Origin of the sequence: uncultured Microbacterium sp., from assembly GCF_900078385.1 — a bacterium.
In the GTDB taxonomy this organism is placed as follows: Bacteria; Actinomycetota; Actinomycetes; order Actinomycetales; family Microbacteriaceae; genus Microbacterium.
Genome location: NZ_FLQR01000007.1, coordinates 270,265 through 286,942 on the forward strand (window position 1 = coordinate 270,265; position 16,678 = coordinate 286,942).

Consider the following 16,678-nt stretch of genomic DNA (forward strand, 5'->3'; position numbering starts at 1 on the left):
CAACCGCGCCGCCCGTCATGGGCGGGGCGGCTGCCGGTTCGAGCGGGACGGCACGGGCCACACCGGCGGCGGCGTCATGTCGGCGGGTGGCGGCGGGGTCGGCCGTGCCGCGGCGGGGTCCGGAGCCGGGTCGGCGGCCGGCTCGTCGGCGCGCGCCGTGGAGCGGGTCGCGTCGCCGACGCGCGCGATGACCTCGGCGGAGGAGGCGATGACGGTCTCGGTCAGGCGCTGCGCGACCTCGGTCCAGCGCGGTGCCGGCGTCTCTGCTTCGGCGGGCGGGACGGCGCCGCTCGCGCGGGCCTGGCGCCACGCCTCCTTCTCGGCCGCGTCGAACGTCGCCTCGAGCCGGCGGACCGCATCGCGGTAGGCGGCGAAGTCCGCCGGGGAGATCACGGCCTGCGCCGACCGCGGCCGCAGCCGCTGCGCCGTCGCGCGCTCGGTGAGGTACACCGCCGTCAGCGGTGCGCGGGCGTCGCTGACGGCGGGGAACGCGATGAGCTTGGCGGGGTCGGTCTCGTAGTCGAGCCAGCGCCGTGTCACGGTGTCGTGCGCGGACATGAGCTGCGCGAGCGGCAGGCGCGCGGGATCGGACGCCGCCCCCGGGAGGACGGCGCGCGCGGCGGCGACGCGCGCGCGCTGTGCACGCACGCCGGCGGAGAGCGCGCGCGCGTCGCGCTGGGCGCGGATGAGCTCGTCGCGGGCGCGGGTCACATCGGACGACGACGCGCGGCCCGCTGCGCGCTCGGCCTGGATGCGGGCGAGGTCGGCCCGTGCGACACGCACCTCGGCGCGCGCGCCCGCTGCCGTCGTGCGGGCGCCGCGCAGTTCGTGGCGGGCCGCGTCGTAGGCGAGACGGCGGGCGTGGACCGCACGCTGGCGGCGCACGCCGAACCAGCCGACGGCGCCCGTGCCGATCACGGCCGGCGCCACCCACCAGAATTCGGCGATCGCCGCCCAGAAGGGGTCCACGCCGTCATGCTAGCCACTCCGCCTGGGAGTGCGGCGGGTCAGCCGAACAGCAGGGCGAGGACCGTCGCGCCGCCGCCGACGATGATGAGGGCGGCGATCACGGTCCACGCGATGACCTTCATCCGCGCGGCCCGCTTGTCGCCGAAGCCCGCGTACTCGTCCTGATCGCTCATGCGCCGGCCTCCACCGTGTTCTCCTGGATGATCGCCCCGAAGGCCGCCGGGAGCGTCCCCCGCGACTGCGTGCGCAGCTCGGAGAGCGGCACGGTGAACAGGTCCTGGATCTCCAGCGCCGGCTCCTCCCCTGCGGCCGCAGGATCGGTCACGCCGATCCGCAGGACCGGGTAGCCGCGTCCTTCGCAGAGGCCGCGGAACTTCACGTCCTCCTCGCGGGGCACCGACACGATGACGCGACCCGTGGACTCGCTGAAGAGCGCCGTCGCGGCATCCACTCCATCGCGCTCCATGATCTCGCGCAGCCACACCCGGGCGCCGAGGCCGAAGCGCAGCACGCCCTCCGCGAGCGCCTGGCCGAGTCCACCTGCGGACAGGTCGTGCGCCGCGGAGACGAGCTCCTGGTGCGAGGCCGCGTGGATGAGTTCGGCGAGCTTCTTCTCGTTCTGCAGGTCGACCGCCGGCGGGCGACCGCCGAGGTGACCGTGCACGGTGCCCGCCCAGGCGGAGCCGCTGAGCTCGGTCGACGTCACGCCGAGGAGGTAGATGTTCTCGCCGGCATCCTGCCACCCGCTCGGGATGCGGCGGGCGACGTCGTCGATGATCCCGAGCACGCCGACCACGGGGGTCGGGAAGATCGGGGTGTCGCCGGTCTGGTTGTAGAAGCTCACGTTGCCGCCGGTGACCGGGACGCCGAGCTCGAGGCACGCATCGGCGAGACCGTCCACGGCCTGACCGAACTGCCACATGACCTCGGGGTTCTCCGGGCTGCCGAAGTTCAGGCAGTCGGTGACGGCCGTCGGCACCGCGCCGGTGACGGCGACGTTGCGGTACGCCTCGGCGAGGGCGAGCTGGGCCCCCGCGTACGGGTCGAGCTGGCAGAAGCGCCCGTTGCAGTCGGTGGCGATCGCGAAGCCGAGTCCGGACTCCTCGTCGACGCGGATCATGCCGGCGTCATCCGGGAAGCTCAGCGCCGTGTTGCCCATGACGTAGTAGTCGTACTGGTTCGTGATCCACGACGTGTCGGCGAGGTTGGGGCTCGCGAGCAGCTGGAGGAACTGGCGGCGGAGCGTGTCGGCGTCGTCCGTGCGCGGCAGGGCCGAGGCCGAGTCCTCGCGCAGGGCGTCGATCCAGGTGGGGTAGGCGACCGGCCGGTCGTACACGGGGCCGTCCACCGCGACCGTCGAGGGGTCGACGTTGACGATCTCCTCGCCGTGCCAGAAGATCTGCAGGCGTCCGTCGCCGGTGACCTCGCCGAGGACGCTCGTCTCGACATCCCACTTGCCGGTGACGGCGAGGAAGGCGTCGAGCTTCTCCGGAGCGACGATCGCCATCATCCGCTCCTGGCTCTCGCTCATGAGGATCTCCTCCGGCGTGAGCGTCGAGTCGCGCAGCAGCACGTTCTCCAGATCGACGCGCATGCCCGAGCCGCCGTTGGCGGCCAGCTCGCTCGTCGCGCAGGAGATGCCCGCGGCGCCGAGATCCTGGATCGCCTCGACGAGCTCGCCCTGGTAGAGCTCGAGGCAGCACTCGATGAGCACCTTCTCCGCGAACGGGTCACCGACCTGCACGGCGGGGCGCTTGGTCGGACCGCCATCGGCGAAGGTGTCGGATGCCAGGATGCTGGCGCCGCCGATGCCGTCGCCGCCGGTGCGCGCGCCGAAGAGCACGACCTTGTTGCCCGCACCCGTGGCGTTCGCGAGCTTGATGTCCTCGTGGCGCATGACGCCGACCGCGAGGGCGTTGACGAGCGGGTTGCCCTGGTAGACGGCGTCGAAGACCGTCTCGCCGCCGATGTTCGGCAGGCCCAGGCAGTTGCCGTAGAACGAGATGCCGGAGACGACGCCGTGCACGACGCGCGCCGTGTCGGGGTGGTCGATGGCGCCGAAGCGGAGCTGGTCCATGACGGCCACGGGGCGCGCGCCCATCGAGATGATGTCGCGGACGATCCCGCCGACGCCCGTCGCGGCGCCCTGGAACGGCTCGATGTAGCTGGGGTGGTTGTGCGACTCGACCTTGAAGGTCACCGCCCAGCCCTCGCCCACGTCGACGACGCCGGCGTTCTGGCCCATGCCGACCATGAGCCGGGTCTTCATCTCCTCGGACACCTTCTGACCGAAGCGCCGGAGGTAGTTCTTGGAGGACTTGTACGAGCAGTGCTCGCTCCACATGACGGAGTACATCGCCAGCTCGCCGGAGGTCGGGCGACGCCCGAGGATCTCGCGGATGCGGTCGTACTCGTCGGGCTTGAGGCCGAGCGCCGCGTACGGCTGCTCCTTCTCCGGCGTGGCGACGGCGTTCTCTACAGTGTCTGCGACAGGGGTGCTCACGCGGCTGGGCTCCAAGATTCGGGTGCCGGGGATGCTCTCATCCTACCGGCGCCGCCCGCGCCCCCTTCCGATCGCCCGGAGTCAGTCCTCGTGCGGGTCCTCGTCGTCCAGAACGCCGATGCCGACGGCGTGGTGGCTGGGCTCGCCGCCCTTCGGCGCGGGGGCCTTCGGCTCCTCGCCGGGGTCCTTCTCCGTGCTCGGCTCGGCCAGCTCGGCCGTCGTCGGCTCCTCCTCCGGCGCGTGCGGCGTGCCGGTCCCGGGGTCCTCGCTCGGCGCGCCGGTGGTCTCCTGAGTCGTGTCGGACATGACGGCTCCCTTCCTCGAGGACAGCGTGGCCCACCCGGCCCGCCGGGCCCAGGGGGTTGACCGATCGGGATCGCGACGGTAGCCGCTTACGCTGGGACGATGGACTTCTCGCTCGAGCTCTCGCCCGACCTGATCGCCGTCTTCCTCACGCTCTTCGTGCTCGAGCTCGTGCTCGGCGTCGACAACGTGATCTTCATCTCGATCCTCTCCTCCCGGCTGCCCGTCGCCCAGCAGGCACGGGCGCGGAACCTCGGCCTGACCCTCGCCATGCTCATGCGTGTGCTGCTGGTGTTCGCCGCGGGCTGGATCATCACGCTGACCGAGCCGATCGTGACGCTCGGCGAGCTCGAGTTCTCCGTCAAGGACTTCATCCTCATCGTCGGCGGGCTCTTCCTCGTCTACAAGGCCGTGCACGAGATCCATCAGAAGCTGGAGGGCGCCGAGGAGCATCACGGTACCGGCGAGAAGGTCGCCACCGCGACCTTCGGCAGCGTCCTCGTCCAGATCCTGCTGCTCGACCTCGTCTTCTCCCTCGACTCGGTCATCACGGCCGTCGGGATGACGAGCAACATGATCGTCATCATCTCCGCCGTCGTGCTCTCCTTCGGCATCATGCTGTTCGCCTCGCGCTTCATCTTCGCCTTCGTCAACGCGCACCCCACCGTGAAGATGCTCGCGCTGTCGTTCCTCCTCCTCATCGGCGTCTTCCTCATCGCCGAGGGCTTCCACATCAAGATCGACAAGGCGCTCATCTACGGACCCATGGCGTTCGCGATCTTCGTCGAAGGCCTCAACCTCGCGGCTGCGGCCCGCAAGCGTCGCCGCGACGCCGCGCGGTCGGCCGATCCCGTGCGCCTGCGCCCGACCTACCCGGCGATCGACGAGTCGGTCGCGGTCCGCGCGGCGACCTCGACCGACCCGAATGCGGGTTCCGTGGGGCTGTCGAACCGCCCCGTCGCGGGGACGGACGTCGCCGGCCCCGACGACCGCCACGGCTTGGGCTGACCGGGGATGGCCGCCGCGGAGCCGGAGCGGGCGCTGCGCGCGCGGGCGCGCGAGCTCGATGACCTGCTGGCGCGGCTCGACCGCGACGAGCAGAGCATCCGCACCGACCGGGCGGATGCGACGGCCGACGACGAGCACGACCCGGAGGGCTCGACGCTCTCCGGGGAGTGGCAGCGCATCGAGGCGCTCCGTGGCGCGGCCCGCGGCGAGCGGGCTGACGTGGATGCCGCGCTGCAGCGCGTCGCGGACGGGACCTACGGCGTGTGCGCGTCGTGCGGCCGGCCGATCCCCGCGGCGCGGCTCGAGGCCCGGCCGATGGCGTCGCTCTGCGTCGCGTGCGCGGGACGGGTCTGACGGAACCGGATTCCCGCGGGGGGTTGACGAGCGGCATCCCGAGGTCTAACGTACAACCAAATGGTTGCACAATACTCCCGACAGCACAGTGAGCTGACCGATGATGAAACCGACCGCCTGTTCCACGCACTCGCGGCGGCGACGCGCCGCGACATCCTGCGCCGCACGATCCAGCGCGAGCAGTCCGTCTCGGCGCTCGCCGCGGACTACGACATGTCGTTCGCGGCGGTGCAGAAGCACGTCGCCGTCCTCGAGGCGGCCGGGCTCATCGTCAAGCGGGCCGAGGGCCGCGAGCGCCTGGTCCGTGCGGATCCCGTCATGATCGCCCGCGCCCGTGCCCTGCTCGCCCGCTACGAGGAGCTGTGGCGCAGCCGCGTCGACCGCCTCGACGCGCTGCTGGCCGACCCCGCCCACCCCGAACGCTGACACCACCACCGGAACGAAGGAGACCGACATGCCTGTCACCGACATCACCACCGATCCCGAGAACCTGCAGATGACGCTGCTCGCGGAGTTCGACGCGCCGGCCACCCGGCTCTGGCACGCCCTCACGGATCCGCGCCAGCTCGAGCGGTTCTGGGGGCCGCCGGGATGGCCGGCGACCTTCACGGCGTTCGATTTCGCCGTCGGGGGGCGCGCGGAGTACCACATGACGAGTCCCCACGGCGAGGCGTCGCGCGGTGCGTGGGAGTTCCTCCGCATCGAGGACGGCACCTCGTTCGAGGTGCTCGACTCGTTCGTCGACGAGCACGGCGCTCCGCTCGAGGGCTTCCCCAGCATGCGGATGACGTTCGCGGTCGATGCCGCGGGCGACGGATCGCGGCTCACGAGTGTCACGTACTTCACCTCGCTCGACGCCCTCGAGCAGGTCGTCGCGATGGGCGCCGTCGAGGGTTCGCGTCTCGCGCTGAACCAGCTCGACGCCGTCCTGCAGAGCCTCCGGGAGTACGCGCAGGGGAAGGGCACGCGCACCGAGCTGCTCGATGACACGCACGTGCGGATCACGCGGCTCATCGACGGTCCGCGCGACCTCGTCTGGCGCGCGCACCACGATGCCGACCTCATGAAGAAGTGGCTCCTCGGCCCGGACGGCTGGTCGATGACCGAGTGCGAGATCGCCCAGAAGACCGGCGACCGGTACCGCTACGTGTGGGAGCAGGACGGCGTCCCGGACAGCGGCTTCGGGTTCGAAGGGGAGTCGCTCCTGAGCGAGCCGACCCGGCGCGCCGTCACGACGGAGAAGATGATCGGCATGGACGGTCCCTCGACCGTCAACGACATGACGCTCTACGAGGAGGACGGGGCGACCCTGCTGACGATCCTCATCGAGTACCCCGACAAGGACACGCGGGACATGATCCTCGCCACCGGCATGACCGAGGGCATGGAGGCCAGCTACGCGCGGCTCGAAGAGCAGGTCATCCGGGCCTGACGAGGGCGGACGCCCTCCCCGTGCTCAGGCGCGGGCGAGGGCGTCCTCGAGCGCGACCCACGCGAGCATCGCGCACTTCACGCGCGCGGAGAACTTCGAGACGCCGGTGAGGGCCGCGGCATCGCCGTACACGTCCTCGTCGAGCTCGAGCTGGCCGCGCGAGCGCAGCGCCTCGCGGAACCCGTCGATGAGCGTCCGGACCTCGGTCCGCGGCATCCCCTCGACGAGGTCGGAGAGCATCGACGCCGACGCCTGCGAGATCGAGCAGCCCGACCCCTCCCACGTGACATCGCGGATGGCGTCGCCGTCCGCCGTGATCCGCGCGCGGAGGGTGATCTCGTCGCCGCACACCGGGTTCCGCTGGTGCGAGGTCGCGTGGGCGCCGTCCTCGTCGGCGAGGCCGAAGTGCTGCGGGTGCTTGGAGTGATCCAGGATCAGCTCGCGGTACAGGCCGTCGAGGTCGCTCATGACTCCGCTCCGAAGTAGGCGCGGATGCCGGAGACGGCGTCGAGCAGCTCGTCGATCTCGTCCGCCGTGTTGTAGAGCGCGGCGCTCGCCCGCACGGATGCCGTGATGCCGTACTGCCGGTGCAGCGGCGCCGCGCAGTGGTGCCCGACGCGCACCGCGATGCCGCGCGCGTCGAGGAACTGGCCGGCGTCGTGCGCGTGCACGCCGTCGACGTCGAAGGACCACAGCCCGACCCGCTCGACTCCGGCGGCGTCGCCGAGGAGGCGGATGCCCGGGATGGCGCGCAGTCCCTCGCCCAGACGCGCCGCGAGCGCCGCCTCGTGCGCGTGGATCGCGCCGAGCCCGACGCCGTCCAGGTAGCGGACGGCGGCGGCGAGACCGACCGCCGGGCCCACGGGCTGCGTCCCGGCCTCGAAGCGCTGCGGCGGCGGCAGGTACTCCGCGCCGTCGAGGGTGACCGTGGTGATCATGGAGCCGCCGGTGAGGAACGGGGGCAGGGCCTCGAGCACGTCGGCGCGGCCGTACAGCCCGCCGACGCCGTAGGGCCCCAGCATCTTGTGGCCGCTGAAGACCGCGAGGTCGACGCCCAGCGCCGGGAGGTCCAGGGGAAGGTGGGGCGCCGACTGGCACGCGTCGAGGACGGTGAGCGCGCCGACCTCGCGCGCGAGCGCGACGAGCTCGGCGACGGGGTTGACGATGCCGAGGACGTTGGAGACGTGCGTGAACGCGACGACGCGCGTGCGCGCGCCGATGAGGGACGCCGCGGCGTCGAGGTCGAGTGTCCCGTCCTCGTGTGCGGGGATGTGCCGCAGCACCGCGCCGGTGCGGGCCGCGAGCTCCTGCCACGGGATGAGGTTCGCGTGGTGCTCGATCGCCGTCGCGACGATCTCGTCGCCGGGCTGCAGTGCGAAGCGGGCGGCCGCCGCGCCGCCGCGCCCTGCCGTGGCGTTGCCGATCGCGTACGCCACGAGGTTGAGGCCCATCGTGGCGCCGCTCGTCCAGACGAGCTGCTCGGGCCGCGCGCCGACGAAGGAGGCGACGGTGGCGCGCGCGTCCTCGAAGAGGTCGGTCGCCTCGGCAGCGAGCGTGTGCGCGCCGCGGTGCACGGCCCCGTTGGCGTGGGTGAGGAAGTCGCGTTCGGCGTCGAGGACCTGCCGGGGCTTCTGGCTCGTGGCGGCGGAGTCGAGGTAGATGAGCGGGCGCCCGTTCACCTGCTCGCCCAGGATCGGGAAGTCCGCGCGCAGCGCGGCGGCATCCAGACCGGGGATCGTCTGAGGAAGGGCGGAAGTCACCCCTCTAGGCTACGCCGCCTGGGCCGGGCGGGCGCCGGGGGGCGAGCGCTCACGGCTCCTCGTCGGTGTGCGCCACGAGGCCGTAGGTCGCGAGCCGTCCGCCGCGGTCGTCGCCGGGGAGCGGGCGCGACCGGCGGCCGTAGACGAGCTCGGAGGAGTCCAGCAGCCACGGGACGAGGGTCACCGTGACGCCGTGCACGAGGAGGAGCTGCTGCGCGATGCGGCGGGCCCGGCGGTTGTGCAGCAGCGACTCCCACCAGTGGCCGACCATGTACTGCGGCAGGTAGACGGTCACCACCGACGGGCCGTGCTTCTCGCGGTACGCCTCGATGAACTGCGTGACGGGCGACGCGTAGTGGCGGTACGGCGACTCGATGACGACGAGCGGGACCGGCATCCGGTGCACCTCCCAGTCGGTCTGCACCGCGAGGGCGTCCTCCTTCGTCACCGCGACGTGCAGCGCGAGCGTCTGGTCGTGTCGTGCCGCGAGGGCGTAGTCGACGGCCTTCGCGACCGGCTTCTGCACGCGTTTGACGAGGATGATGGCGACGTCGCCGGAGGAGCCGTACTCGACGTCGTCGTCCATCGCGATCTCGTGCTCGACGTCGCGGTAGTAGCGGTTGACGCCGATCATGAGGAGGGCGAGCACCGGGATCGCGAAGAAGACGAGCCACGCGCCGTGTGTGAACTTCGTCACGGTGACGATGACCAGCACGAGGATCGTGAACGTCGCGCCGAGGGAGTTGATGAAGAGCCCGATGTGCGATTCGCGGCGCTCGCGGCGGCGGGATGCCGGCAGCAGGCGCAGCTCGCGGCGCCAGTGCCGCACCATCCCGAGCTGTCCGAGCGAGAACGACACGAACACGCCGATGATGTACAGCTGGATGAGCGTCGTGAGTCTCGCCTGGAACACCACGAGCACGGCGATCGCCGCAAGACCCAGCAGGATCATGCCGTTGGAGTACACGAGGCGGTCGCCGCGCGTGTTGAGCGCCTTCGGCGCGTAGCCGTCGCGCGCGAGGACCGAGCCGAGGAGCGGGAAGCCGTTGAACGCCGTGTTGGCCGCCAGGAGGAGCACGCACGCGGTCGCGGCCTGGATGACGTAGAAGGGGATCGAGCCTCCGCCGAAGGTCGCGGCGGCGACCTGCGCCATCAGCGAGGGCTGCGGCGCCGTGCAGTCGAACCCGATGAGGTGGCACGGGTTCTCGGCGTAGTGGACACCGGTGACGAGCGCCAGCAGCGTGAGGCCGGCGAAGAGGCCGATGGCGATCGAGCCCATCAGGACCAGGGTCGTCTGGGCGTTCCGCACCTTGTCCTCGCGGAACGCGGGGACGCCGTTGGACACGGCCTCGACGCCGGTGAGGGCCGAGCAGCCGCTGGAGAACGCCCGCAGGATCAGGAGGATGACGGCCACCTGCGTGAGATCCTCGGCCTGCACCGCGTACTGGGCGCTCTCCGCGACCGGCGCGTCGCCGAGGGCCCAGCGGACGAGTCCCGTCACGACCATGACGGCCACGGACCCGATGAAGACATAGGTGGGGATCGCGAAGGCGTGCGAGGCCTCCCGGACGCCCCGGAGGTTCACGACGACGATGAGCACGACGAAGCCGACCGCGAGCTCCACCCGCAGGGGATCGAGTCCCGGGAGGGCGGAGATGATGTTGTCCACTCCGGATGCCACCGACACCGCGACCGTGAGGATGTAGTCCACGAGGAGCGCGGATGCCACCACGACCCCGGGCACCTCGCCGAGGTTCGTGCGGGCGACCTCGTAGTCGCCGCCACCGGACGGGTAGGCCTTGATGAGCTGCCGGTAGCTCAGCACCACGACGACGAGCAGCGTCACGACGGCCACGGCGACCCACGGGCTGAAGGCCAGGAACGCCGTGCCGCCGATGAGCAGGATCATGAGCAGCTCCTGCGGGGCGTAGGCCACGGAGGAGAGCGCGTCGGAGGCGAAGATCGGAAGTGCGCGCCGCTTCGGGAGCAGCTGGTCGTCGAGCGTCTCGCTGGTGAGGGGATCCCCGATCAGGATGCGTTTGACGACGGGGGAGTCGTCGGCCGGTTCGCCGGTGTCAATAGCCACGGCGGGCGACATTACGCCCGCGCCGATTCGTGCGCAACGTCGGGTCTCTTCCTGGGGAGCGGAACGCCGGGAAGGTCAGAGGTCCGCGTAGAAGTAGTACAGGATGGCCGTGACGGCATCGCCGTCGGTGTCGGCCATCATGCTGTACGACGGGGTCTCCTCGGCCGTCGAGGAGCGGTCGGCGGCGAAGACGTAGCGGAGGGCCCCGTTGCGCTCGAAGTCGGTGTCGGGTCCGGCGGCCTCCACCGCGTCGACGGTGGTCCCGATCTGGATGCCGAACTCGGCGGTCACCGCGACCTCGCCGATCGTGTTCGCGGTGACGCGGATCCACGACGGCTGCGCGTAGGTGTCGCGGTCCGAGCCGCCCTCGGAGACGACCATGTCGTAGAGGGCGAAACCGGGCCACTGGTGCACCGTGTAGTCGGGGTAGTGACTGCCGTCGCCCTTCTCGGTGCGCTGCTCCGGTGCGGCGCCGAAGGCCGCGGTGAGGGCGGCGACGGCCGGCTCGCTCGGGTCGGACCACCGGTAGGCGAACGTCTCGGCGCCGGTGTCGTCGACGAGGGCGAACCCCGTCGCCGACAGCTGCACACCCGCCGGCTCCTCGTCGGGGGCGGTCGGCTCCGCGGAGGGCGTCCCGTCCGGCGCCGTCGTCTGCGCCGGGGGGCGGGGACTCGGCGCGGTCTCCGGGGATCCGTCGCGGGTGAGCGCGATCGTCAACGTGACGCCGACGACGACGGCGAGCACGCCCGCCACGATGCCGAGCACGATCGGCGTCCTGTCGCGGCGCTGCCGCGCGGGGGTGCTGTGCGGCCCGGTCACGCGGAGGGCACCTGGAGGAACTCGCGCGCCGCGACCACGAGCGCATCGACGCCGCGCTCGATCGTGGGGTGCAGGACGGGTGCGAAGAACGGCGAGTGGTTCGTCGGGATGTCCTTCTCGACGGTGCCGGCGGCCACGGCATCCGCGTACTTCTGCGGGTCGACGCCGCCCCAGAACCAGTAGACGAGCGGGACGCCGGCCTCGCGCGCGAACCAGGAGACGTCCTCGCTGCCGGTGAACATGCCGGGATCCACGACCGTCCCGTCGCCGAAGGCCCCGTCGAAGGCCGCCGTGAGCCGGGCCGTCGCGGCGCGGTCGTTGATCGTCGGGGGGAGGGAGTGATCGATCGTGATGATGGGGGGCTCCTCCGCGCCGGATGCCTGGGCCTCGGCGCGGATGATCCGCTCGACGCGGCCCATGATGTTCGTGCGCGCCTCCTCGTCGGGGTAGCGCAGGCTCAGCTCGAGCTTCGCCTCGGCGGGGATGATGTTGTTCTTCAGGCCCGCGTGGATCGATCCGACGGTCACGACGCCCATCTCGCGCGGGTCGATCTCGCGCGAGACGACGGTCTGCAGCCGCATGACGGTCGCGGCCGCCATGACCACGGGATCGATCGTGGAGTGCGGGCGCGAGCCGTGCCCGCCGCGGCCGAGGAGGGTGACGGTGAGGCCGTCGGAGGCCGCCATCTGCGTGCCCGGACGGACGCCGATCACGCCGGCCGGGAGCGGGGTGAGGTGCTGTCCGAGCACGACGTCGGGGCGCGGGAAACGGTCGAGCACGCCGTCGGCGATCATCGCCTGCGCGCCCGCGCCGTACTCCTCGGCGGGCTGGAAGACGGCGACGATCGTGCCGGACCACTCCGCGCGGGTCGCGGACAGACGCTCGAGCGCGCCGAGCAGCGCCGTGATGTGCATGTCGTGGCCGCACGCGTGCATGACGGGCACGTCGAGGCCGGCGGGATCCGTGCCGCGCGCCGTGCTGGCGTAGTCGAGGCCGGTCTGCTCCGGTACGGGAAGGGCGTCCATGTCGGCGCGCAGCCACACGACGGGGCCGTCGCCGTTGCGGATGACCGTCGCGACGCCGGTCTTGCCGAGCCCTTCGACGAACTCGAGCCCGAGGGCCTCGAGCTCCCGCGTCACGACGCCGGCCGTGCGGGTCTCCTGGAAGGAGAGCTCGGGGTGGCGATGCAGGTCGATGTAGAGGGCCTCGAGGTCGATCGTCATGCCCCCGAGCCTACGCGGGCGGTGCCGTCGAGGTCCGGACCACGAGTTCGAACGCGAGCGATGCCGGCTCCGGCTCCGACCCGGAGTCGAGCACGGCGAGGACGGCCTCGGCCGCGCGCTCCCCCTGCGCGTGCGGGAACTGGTCGATCGTGGTGAGCGCGAAGAATCCACTCATCTCATGCCCGTCGACGCCCACGACGGAGAGGTCCTCGGGGACCCGCAGGCCGCGCTCGCGGGCGGCGAAGATCGCCCCGAAGGCCATCTCGTCGGACGCGGCGAAGATGGCCGTCGGCCGGTCGGCGCGGTCGAGGAGCCGGCCCGCGGCCTGGTAGCCGCCGTCGATCGTGAAGTCGGCCGGCTCGAACAGGTCCTCCCGCACGGGGATGCCGGCATCCGCCATCGCCTGCTCGAATCCGCGGCGACGCAGCGTGGGCACGTGCGCCTCCTCCTGCTGGTCGCGGCTCTCGCCGATGTGCGCGACCGCCGTGTGGCCGAGCTCGAGCAGGTGCTCGGTGGCCAGCCGGGCGACGGCCCGGTCGTCGACGGTCAGGGCGACCAGCTGGGGGCTCTGCCGGCCGATCGCGATGACGGGCTTGCCGAGGCGCTGCAGCTCGGCCACCTCGTCGTCGTCCAGGAAGACCGACAGTGCGATGACCGCGTCGACGCGGTTGCGACGCAGCGACCGGGCGAGCACGTCGCGCCGCGGGGCGTGGTCGTCGGGGAGGTTGTAGAGCGTGAGGTCGTAGCCCTCCGGCGACAGGCGCGTCGCGATGCCGCTCAGCACCTGCGCGTAGAACCAGCGGTCCAGGAGCGGCACGAGCACGCCGACGTTGCGCATGCGCCCGGTCGCGAGGCTCGACGCGGCGGCGGAGACGACGTAGCCCAGCCGGTCGGCGGCGGCGAGGACCCGCGCGCGGGTGGTGGCGGAGACCGGCCCGCGCCCGCTCAGCGCGCGCGAGACGGTCGCCGTCGAGACCCCCGCACTGCGGGCCACCTCGCCGATGCCGACCATGGTCTCAGTCTGCCGTGAGCCAGACCGTGGTGTCGGCCGGAAGGTGCGCGCCGTCGAAGTCCTCGCTCGCGACGAGCAGCGTGCCGGCGGGCAGCGTGACCGGCGCGGTGCCGAGGTTCGCCACGACCGTGACGTCGCCGTTGCGGAAGGCGATGACCTCGTCGCCGAACCCGGTCAGCCACTCCAGCGCACCCGCACCGAGCTCGTGGGCGCGGCGGTATGCGAGCACCGTCCGGTACAGCCAGAGGGTCGACTCGGGGTCGTCCTCCTGCGCCGAGCGGGCGAGCTCCGCCCACTCCGCGGGCTGCGGCAGCCACGAGGCGCCGCTCGGGCTGAACCCGTAGGCGGGAGCATCCCCGACCCACGGGATCGGCACGCGGCAGCCGTCGCGGCCGTAGCGCTCGCCGTCCGTCCGGAACCAGGTCGGGTCCTGCCGGGTGTCGGCGGGGAGGTCGATGACCTCGGGGAGGCCCAGCTCCTCGCCCTGGTACAGGTACGCCGAGCCGGGCAGCGCCAGCATCACGGTGGTCGCGGCGCGGGCGCGGCGGAGCCCCACCTCGGGGATCGGCTGTCCGGGCGAGTCCGGGCCGATGCCGTGGCCTTGCGGGTTCTCCGCCGTCAGCGCGAGGCGCGATGCATGCCGCACGACATCGTGGTTGGAGAGCACCCAGGTCGCGGGAGCGCCGACGGCGGGGAAGGCCCGCAGCGACTCGGAGATGACCTCGCGGAGCTCCGCGGCGTCCCAGCCGGTCGTGAGGTACGGGAAGTTGAAGGCCTGGTGCATCTCGTCGGGGCGCACCCAGAGGGCCGTCCGGTCGACGGTCGGCAGCCACGCCTCGGCGCACAGGGCGCGGTCGCCGTCGTACTCGGCGAGCACGCGGTTCCAGTCGCGGTAGATCTCGTGCACGCCCTCCTGACCCCAGTACGGCACGTCCTCGTCGGCGCCGCCCATCGAGTCCGCGTCGACGGCGGGCAGGTGGTCGGGCAGGCCGTCGGTCTTGACGAGGCCGTGCGCCACATCGACGCGGAAGCCGTCGACGCCGCGGTCGAGCCAGAAGCGGAGGATGCGGCGGAACTCCTCCTGCACCTCGGGGTTCGCCCAGTCGAAGTCGGGCTGCGTCGAGTCGAAGAGGTGCAGGTACCACTGGCCGTCCGGAACCCGCGTCCACGCAGGGCCGCCGAAGACGGACTCCCAGTTGTTCGGGGGGAGCTCGCCGTCCGTGCCCTGCCCGTCGCGGAACATGTACCGTGCGCGGGCGGCGCTGCCCGGAGCGGCGGCGAGGGCCTCCTGGAACCAGCCGTGCTGGTCGGAGCTGTGGTTCGGGACCAGGTCGACGATGACGCGGATGCCGTGGGCGTGCGCGCGGGCGAGCATGTCGTCGAAGTCGGCCAGAGTGCCGAAGAGCGGGTCGACGTCGCAGTAGTCGGCGACGTCGTAGCCGGCATCCTTCTGCGGCGAGCGGTAGAACGGGCTCAGCCAGACGGCGTCGACGCCGAGGGCCGCGAGGTCGTCGAGGTGGGCGGTGATGCCGGAAAGGTCGCCGATGCCGTCACCGTTCGCGTCGGCGAACGAGCGGGGGTAGATCTGGTAGATGACGGCGGTGCGCCACCACTCGGCGCCGGGCCGGCTCTCGCCGATGGGCTCGAGGGTGGAGGTGAGGGGAGAAGTCATGCGCGGAAGTCTACTGCAAGCGCTTGCAGTCCGCGGCGGCGCGCCACGGCGACCAGAGCGTAAGCTCGGCGGGTGCCCTCCGACGCTCTCGCCCGCGCAGAATCCCTCATCGCCCTGACGCCCGATTTCCCGGAGCCCGGCATTCTGTTCCGCGACATCTCGCCGCTCCTCGCGGATGCTGCGGCGCTGCGCGCCGTCGTCGACGCGCTCATCGAGCCGTTCGTCGGCACGTTCGACGTCGTGGCCGGGGTCGAGGCGCGCGGCTTCCTCCTCGCGGGCGCCGTCGCCGTCGCGGCGGGAGTGGGCACCGTGCCCATCCGCAAGGCCGGCAAGCTGCCGCGGCCAGCGGCATCCGTCTCCTACGACCTCGAGTACGGGCAGGCGACGATCGAGATGGCCGCCGACCTTCCGGTCGGCACGCGTGTGCTGCTCGTGGACGACGTGCTCGCGACCGGCGGCACGCTGCGCGCCGGCCGCGAGGTGCTGGCAGAGCTGGGGTACGTCCTGGCGGGCACCGCCGTGCTGATGGAGCTCGCCGAGCTCGGCGGGCAGGCCGTCTGCGGCCCCGTGCACGCCGTCTTCACGGTCTGACACCCGTTCCGCGGCGACGCGGTCAGGTGCGGACGACGATGTTCTCGGGCTCCTCGCCGGCGACCAGGTGCGCGATCTGACGGCGCAGGAGCGCGACGAGGCGGGGCGTCATGGCCGTCGACGCGCCGCCGACGTGCGGCGCGATGAGGACACCGGGGGCCGACCACAGCGGGTGCCCAACCGGCAGCGGCTCGGGGTCGGTGACGTCCAGCGCGGCGCGGATCCGGCCGGCGTGGGCGAGGAGCGCGTCGGTGTCGACGAGCGGCCCGCGCCCCACGTTCACGATCAGCGCGCCGTCCGGCAGGGCGCGCAGGAAGGCGTCGTCGACGATGTGCCGGGTGTCCTCGCCGCCCGGCAGCGACAGCACGACGATCTCGGCGTGCGGCAGCAGTGCGGGCAGCTCGTCGACGCCGTGCACGTGGACGCCGTCCTCGTCGCGGGCCCGCGAGGCCACCGCGGTCAGTTCGACCTCGAAGGGCCGAAGGCGCGCGGCGATCGCCTTGCCGACGCCGCCGTATCCGAGCAGCAGCACGCGCCGGTCGGCGAGGCTCGCCGCGAACGTCGGGGCCCAGCGGCCCTCGGTCTGCGCGCGGACATAGACGGGCAGATCGCGCTGCGCCGCGAGGGTGAGGGCGACGGCGAGCTCGGCCGTCGAGGTCTCGTGCACCGTCGAGGCGTTCGCGAAGACCGAGCCCGGCGGCAGCATCGTCTCGACGCCCTCGTAGCCGATCGCCTGGCCCTGGATGAGGCGGCTCCGGACCTCGGCGAGGAGCGGCAGCGTCGTGCGCGGCGACATGTACGGCGGCACGACGAGGTCGATGTCGGTGCGCGGGGGCGCGCCCTCCATCTCCCACACGATGACCTCGGCCCCCTCGATCGGGCCGAGGGACGCGGCGAGCTTGGCGGTGGGGACGCTGACGGTGACGGCGCTCATCCCTCGAGGCTA

General features: G+C 72.2%; 17 protein-coding genes. 5 read left to right on the top strand and 12 right to left on the bottom strand.

The window, feature by feature from the left end; translation table 11 throughout:
- Nucleotides 1–15: 15 nt before the first annotated feature.
- The 4 genes from QZL85_RS09020 to QZL85_RS09035 all read right to left on the bottom strand — a co-directional run bounded on the left by QZL85_RS09020 (nucleotide 16) and on the right by QZL85_RS09035 (nucleotide 3,778).
- Entirely contained in the window at nucleotides 16–969 is a 954-nt protein-coding gene (locus QZL85_RS09020) for a hypothetical protein (protein WP_295576200.1), read from the bottom strand.
- A gap of 38 nt (nucleotides 970–1,007) precedes the next feature.
- The gene (locus tag QZL85_RS09025; protein ID WP_295576203.1) at nucleotides 1,008–1,142 is read right to left on the bottom strand and encodes a hypothetical protein; all 135 of its coding nucleotides are present in this window, start codon (nucleotides 1,140–1,142) and stop codon (nucleotides 1,008–1,010) included.
- Nucleotides 1,139–3,472: a phosphoribosylformylglycinamidine synthase subunit PurL gene (purL, locus tag QZL85_RS09030; RefSeq protein ID WP_295576205.1), complete on the bottom strand. Its 2,334-nt coding sequence runs from the start codon at nucleotides 3,470–3,472 to the stop codon at nucleotides 1,139–1,141. Before purL ends, QZL85_RS09025 begins: the two co-directional genes overlap by 4 nt.
- Before the next feature lie 81 nt (nucleotides 3,473–3,553).
- Nucleotides 3,554–3,778: a hypothetical protein gene (locus tag QZL85_RS09035; RefSeq protein ID WP_295576207.1), complete on the bottom strand. Its 225-nt coding sequence runs from the start codon at nucleotides 3,776–3,778 to the stop codon at nucleotides 3,554–3,556.
- Nucleotides 3,779–3,877: 99 nt separating this feature from the next.
- On the opposite strand from QZL85_RS09035, the gene QZL85_RS09040 reads away from it, so the two are divergent.
- From QZL85_RS09040 to QZL85_RS09055, 4 genes are read left to right on the top strand one after another with little or no spacing between them, the layout of a single operon-like run.
- Complete coding sequence (locus QZL85_RS09040; protein ID WP_295576209.1) at nucleotides 3,878–4,783, top strand: TerC family protein; 906 nt, start codon at nucleotides 3,878–3,880, stop codon at nucleotides 4,781–4,783.
- Nucleotides 4,784–4,789: 6 nt separating this feature from the next.
- Entirely contained in the window at nucleotides 4,790–5,137 is a 348-nt protein-coding gene (locus QZL85_RS09045) for a TraR/DksA C4-type zinc finger protein (RefSeq protein WP_295576211.1), read from the top strand.
- A 60-nt stretch (nucleotides 5,138–5,197) separates the two neighbouring features.
- Nucleotides 5,198–5,563 (top strand): helix-turn-helix domain-containing protein, encoded by a 366-nt coding sequence (locus QZL85_RS09050; protein ID WP_295576213.1) that lies wholly within the window; start codon nucleotides 5,198–5,200, stop codon nucleotides 5,561–5,563.
- 28 nt (nucleotides 5,564–5,591) lie between these two features.
- The gene (locus QZL85_RS09055) at nucleotides 5,592–6,569 is read left to right on the top strand and encodes an SRPBCC family protein (protein ID WP_295576216.1); all 978 of its coding nucleotides are present in this window, start codon (nucleotides 5,592–5,594) and stop codon (nucleotides 6,567–6,569) included.
- A 24-nt stretch (nucleotides 6,570–6,593) separates the two neighbouring features.
- On the opposite strand, the gene sufU is transcribed toward QZL85_RS09055, so the two are convergent.
- The 7 genes from sufU to QZL85_RS09090 all read right to left on the bottom strand — a co-directional run bounded on the left by sufU (nucleotide 6,594) and on the right by QZL85_RS09090 (nucleotide 15,141).
- Nucleotides 6,594–7,037, bottom strand: a complete 444-nt coding sequence (gene sufU, locus QZL85_RS09060; RefSeq protein WP_295576218.1) for a Fe-S cluster assembly sulfur transfer protein SufU — start codon at nucleotides 7,035–7,037, stop codon at nucleotides 6,594–6,596.
- A complete protein-coding gene (locus QZL85_RS09065; protein ID WP_295576220.1) occupies nucleotides 7,034–8,329 on the bottom strand; it encodes an aminotransferase class V-fold PLP-dependent enzyme in 1,296 nt (431 codons plus the stop codon). The genes sufU and QZL85_RS09065 overlap by 4 nt, the downstream gene beginning before the upstream one ends.
- 49 nt (nucleotides 8,330–8,378) lie before the next feature.
- On the bottom strand, nucleotides 8,379–10,427 hold the full coding sequence (locus QZL85_RS09070; RefSeq protein WP_295576221.1) for an APC family permease: 2,049 nt from the start codon (nucleotides 10,425–10,427) through the stop codon (nucleotides 8,379–8,381).
- A gap of 63 nt (nucleotides 10,428–10,490) precedes the next feature.
- The gene (locus QZL85_RS09075; protein WP_295576222.1) at nucleotides 10,491–11,234 is read right to left on the bottom strand and encodes a hypothetical protein; all 744 of its coding nucleotides are present in this window, start codon (nucleotides 11,232–11,234) and stop codon (nucleotides 10,491–10,493) included.
- Nucleotides 11,231–12,457, bottom strand: a complete 1,227-nt coding sequence (locus QZL85_RS09080) for an amidohydrolase (RefSeq protein ID WP_295576223.1) — start codon at nucleotides 12,455–12,457, stop codon at nucleotides 11,231–11,233. The genes QZL85_RS09075 and QZL85_RS09080 overlap by 4 nt, the downstream gene beginning before the upstream one ends.
- A 10-nt stretch (nucleotides 12,458–12,467) precedes the next feature.
- Nucleotides 12,468–13,469: a LacI family DNA-binding transcriptional regulator gene (locus QZL85_RS09085; RefSeq protein WP_295576224.1), complete on the bottom strand. Its 1,002-nt coding sequence runs from the start codon at nucleotides 13,467–13,469 to the stop codon at nucleotides 12,468–12,470.
- 4 nt (nucleotides 13,470–13,473) lie between these two features.
- On the bottom strand, nucleotides 13,474–15,141 hold the full coding sequence (locus QZL85_RS09090) for a glycoside hydrolase family 13 protein (RefSeq protein ID WP_295576226.1): 1,668 nt from the start codon (nucleotides 15,139–15,141) through the stop codon (nucleotides 13,474–13,476).
- A 72-nt stretch (nucleotides 15,142–15,213) separates the two neighbouring features.
- On the opposite strand from QZL85_RS09090, the gene QZL85_RS09095 reads away from it, so the two are divergent.
- Nucleotides 15,214–15,732: an adenine phosphoribosyltransferase gene (locus QZL85_RS09095; protein WP_295576227.1), complete on the top strand. Its 519-nt coding sequence runs from the start codon at nucleotides 15,214–15,216 to the stop codon at nucleotides 15,730–15,732.
- A gap of 22 nt (nucleotides 15,733–15,754) precedes the next feature.
- On the opposite strand, the gene QZL85_RS09100 is transcribed toward QZL85_RS09095, so the two are convergent.
- Nucleotides 15,755–16,666, bottom strand: a complete 912-nt coding sequence (locus QZL85_RS09100; protein ID WP_295576228.1) for a 2-hydroxyacid dehydrogenase — start codon at nucleotides 16,664–16,666, stop codon at nucleotides 15,755–15,757.
- Between the last annotated feature and the right edge of the window lie 12 nt (nucleotides 16,667–16,678).

What these genes read in the sequence shown, in the direction of transcription:
- QZL85_RS09035 (WP_295576207.1), bottom strand. Translation starts at nt 3,778, where the DNA reads ATGTCCGACACGACTCAGGAGACCACCGGCGCGCCGAGCGAGGACCCC.
- sufU (WP_295576218.1), bottom strand. Translation starts at nt 7,037, where the DNA reads ATGAGCGACCTCGACGGCCTGTACCGCGAGCTGATCCTGGATCACTCC.
- QZL85_RS09050 (WP_295576213.1), top strand. Translation starts at nt 5,198, where the DNA reads ATGGTTGCACAATACTCCCGACAGCACAGTGAGCTGACCGATGATGAA.
- QZL85_RS09070 (WP_295576221.1), bottom strand. Translation starts at nt 10,427, where the DNA reads ATGTCGCCCGCCGTGGCTATTGACACCGGCGAACCGGCCGACGACTCC.
- QZL85_RS09040 (WP_295576209.1), top strand. Translation starts at nt 3,878, where the DNA reads ATGGACTTCTCGCTCGAGCTCTCGCCCGACCTGATCGCCGTCTTCCTC.
- QZL85_RS09080 (WP_295576223.1), bottom strand. Translation starts at nt 12,457, where the DNA reads ATGACGATCGACCTCGAGGCCCTCTACATCGACCTGCATCGCCACCCC.
- QZL85_RS09085 (WP_295576224.1), bottom strand. Translation starts at nt 13,469, where the DNA reads ATGGTCGGCATCGGCGAGGTGGCCCGCAGTGCGGGGGTCTCGACGGCG.
- QZL85_RS09025 (WP_295576203.1), bottom strand. Translation starts at nt 1,142, where the DNA reads ATGAGCGATCAGGACGAGTACGCGGGCTTCGGCGACAAGCGGGCCGCG.
- QZL85_RS09045 (WP_295576211.1), top strand. Translation starts at nt 4,790, where the DNA reads ATGGCCGCCGCGGAGCCGGAGCGGGCGCTGCGCGCGCGGGCGCGCGAG.
- QZL85_RS09100 (WP_295576228.1), bottom strand. Translation starts at nt 16,666, where the DNA reads ATGAGCGCCGTCACCGTCAGCGTCCCCACCGCCAAGCTCGCCGCGTCC.
- QZL85_RS09090 (WP_295576226.1), bottom strand. Translation starts at nt 15,141, where the DNA reads ATGACTTCTCCCCTCACCTCCACCCTCGAGCCCATCGGCGAGAGCCGG.
- QZL85_RS09055 (WP_295576216.1), top strand. Translation starts at nt 5,592, where the DNA reads ATGCCTGTCACCGACATCACCACCGATCCCGAGAACCTGCAGATGACG.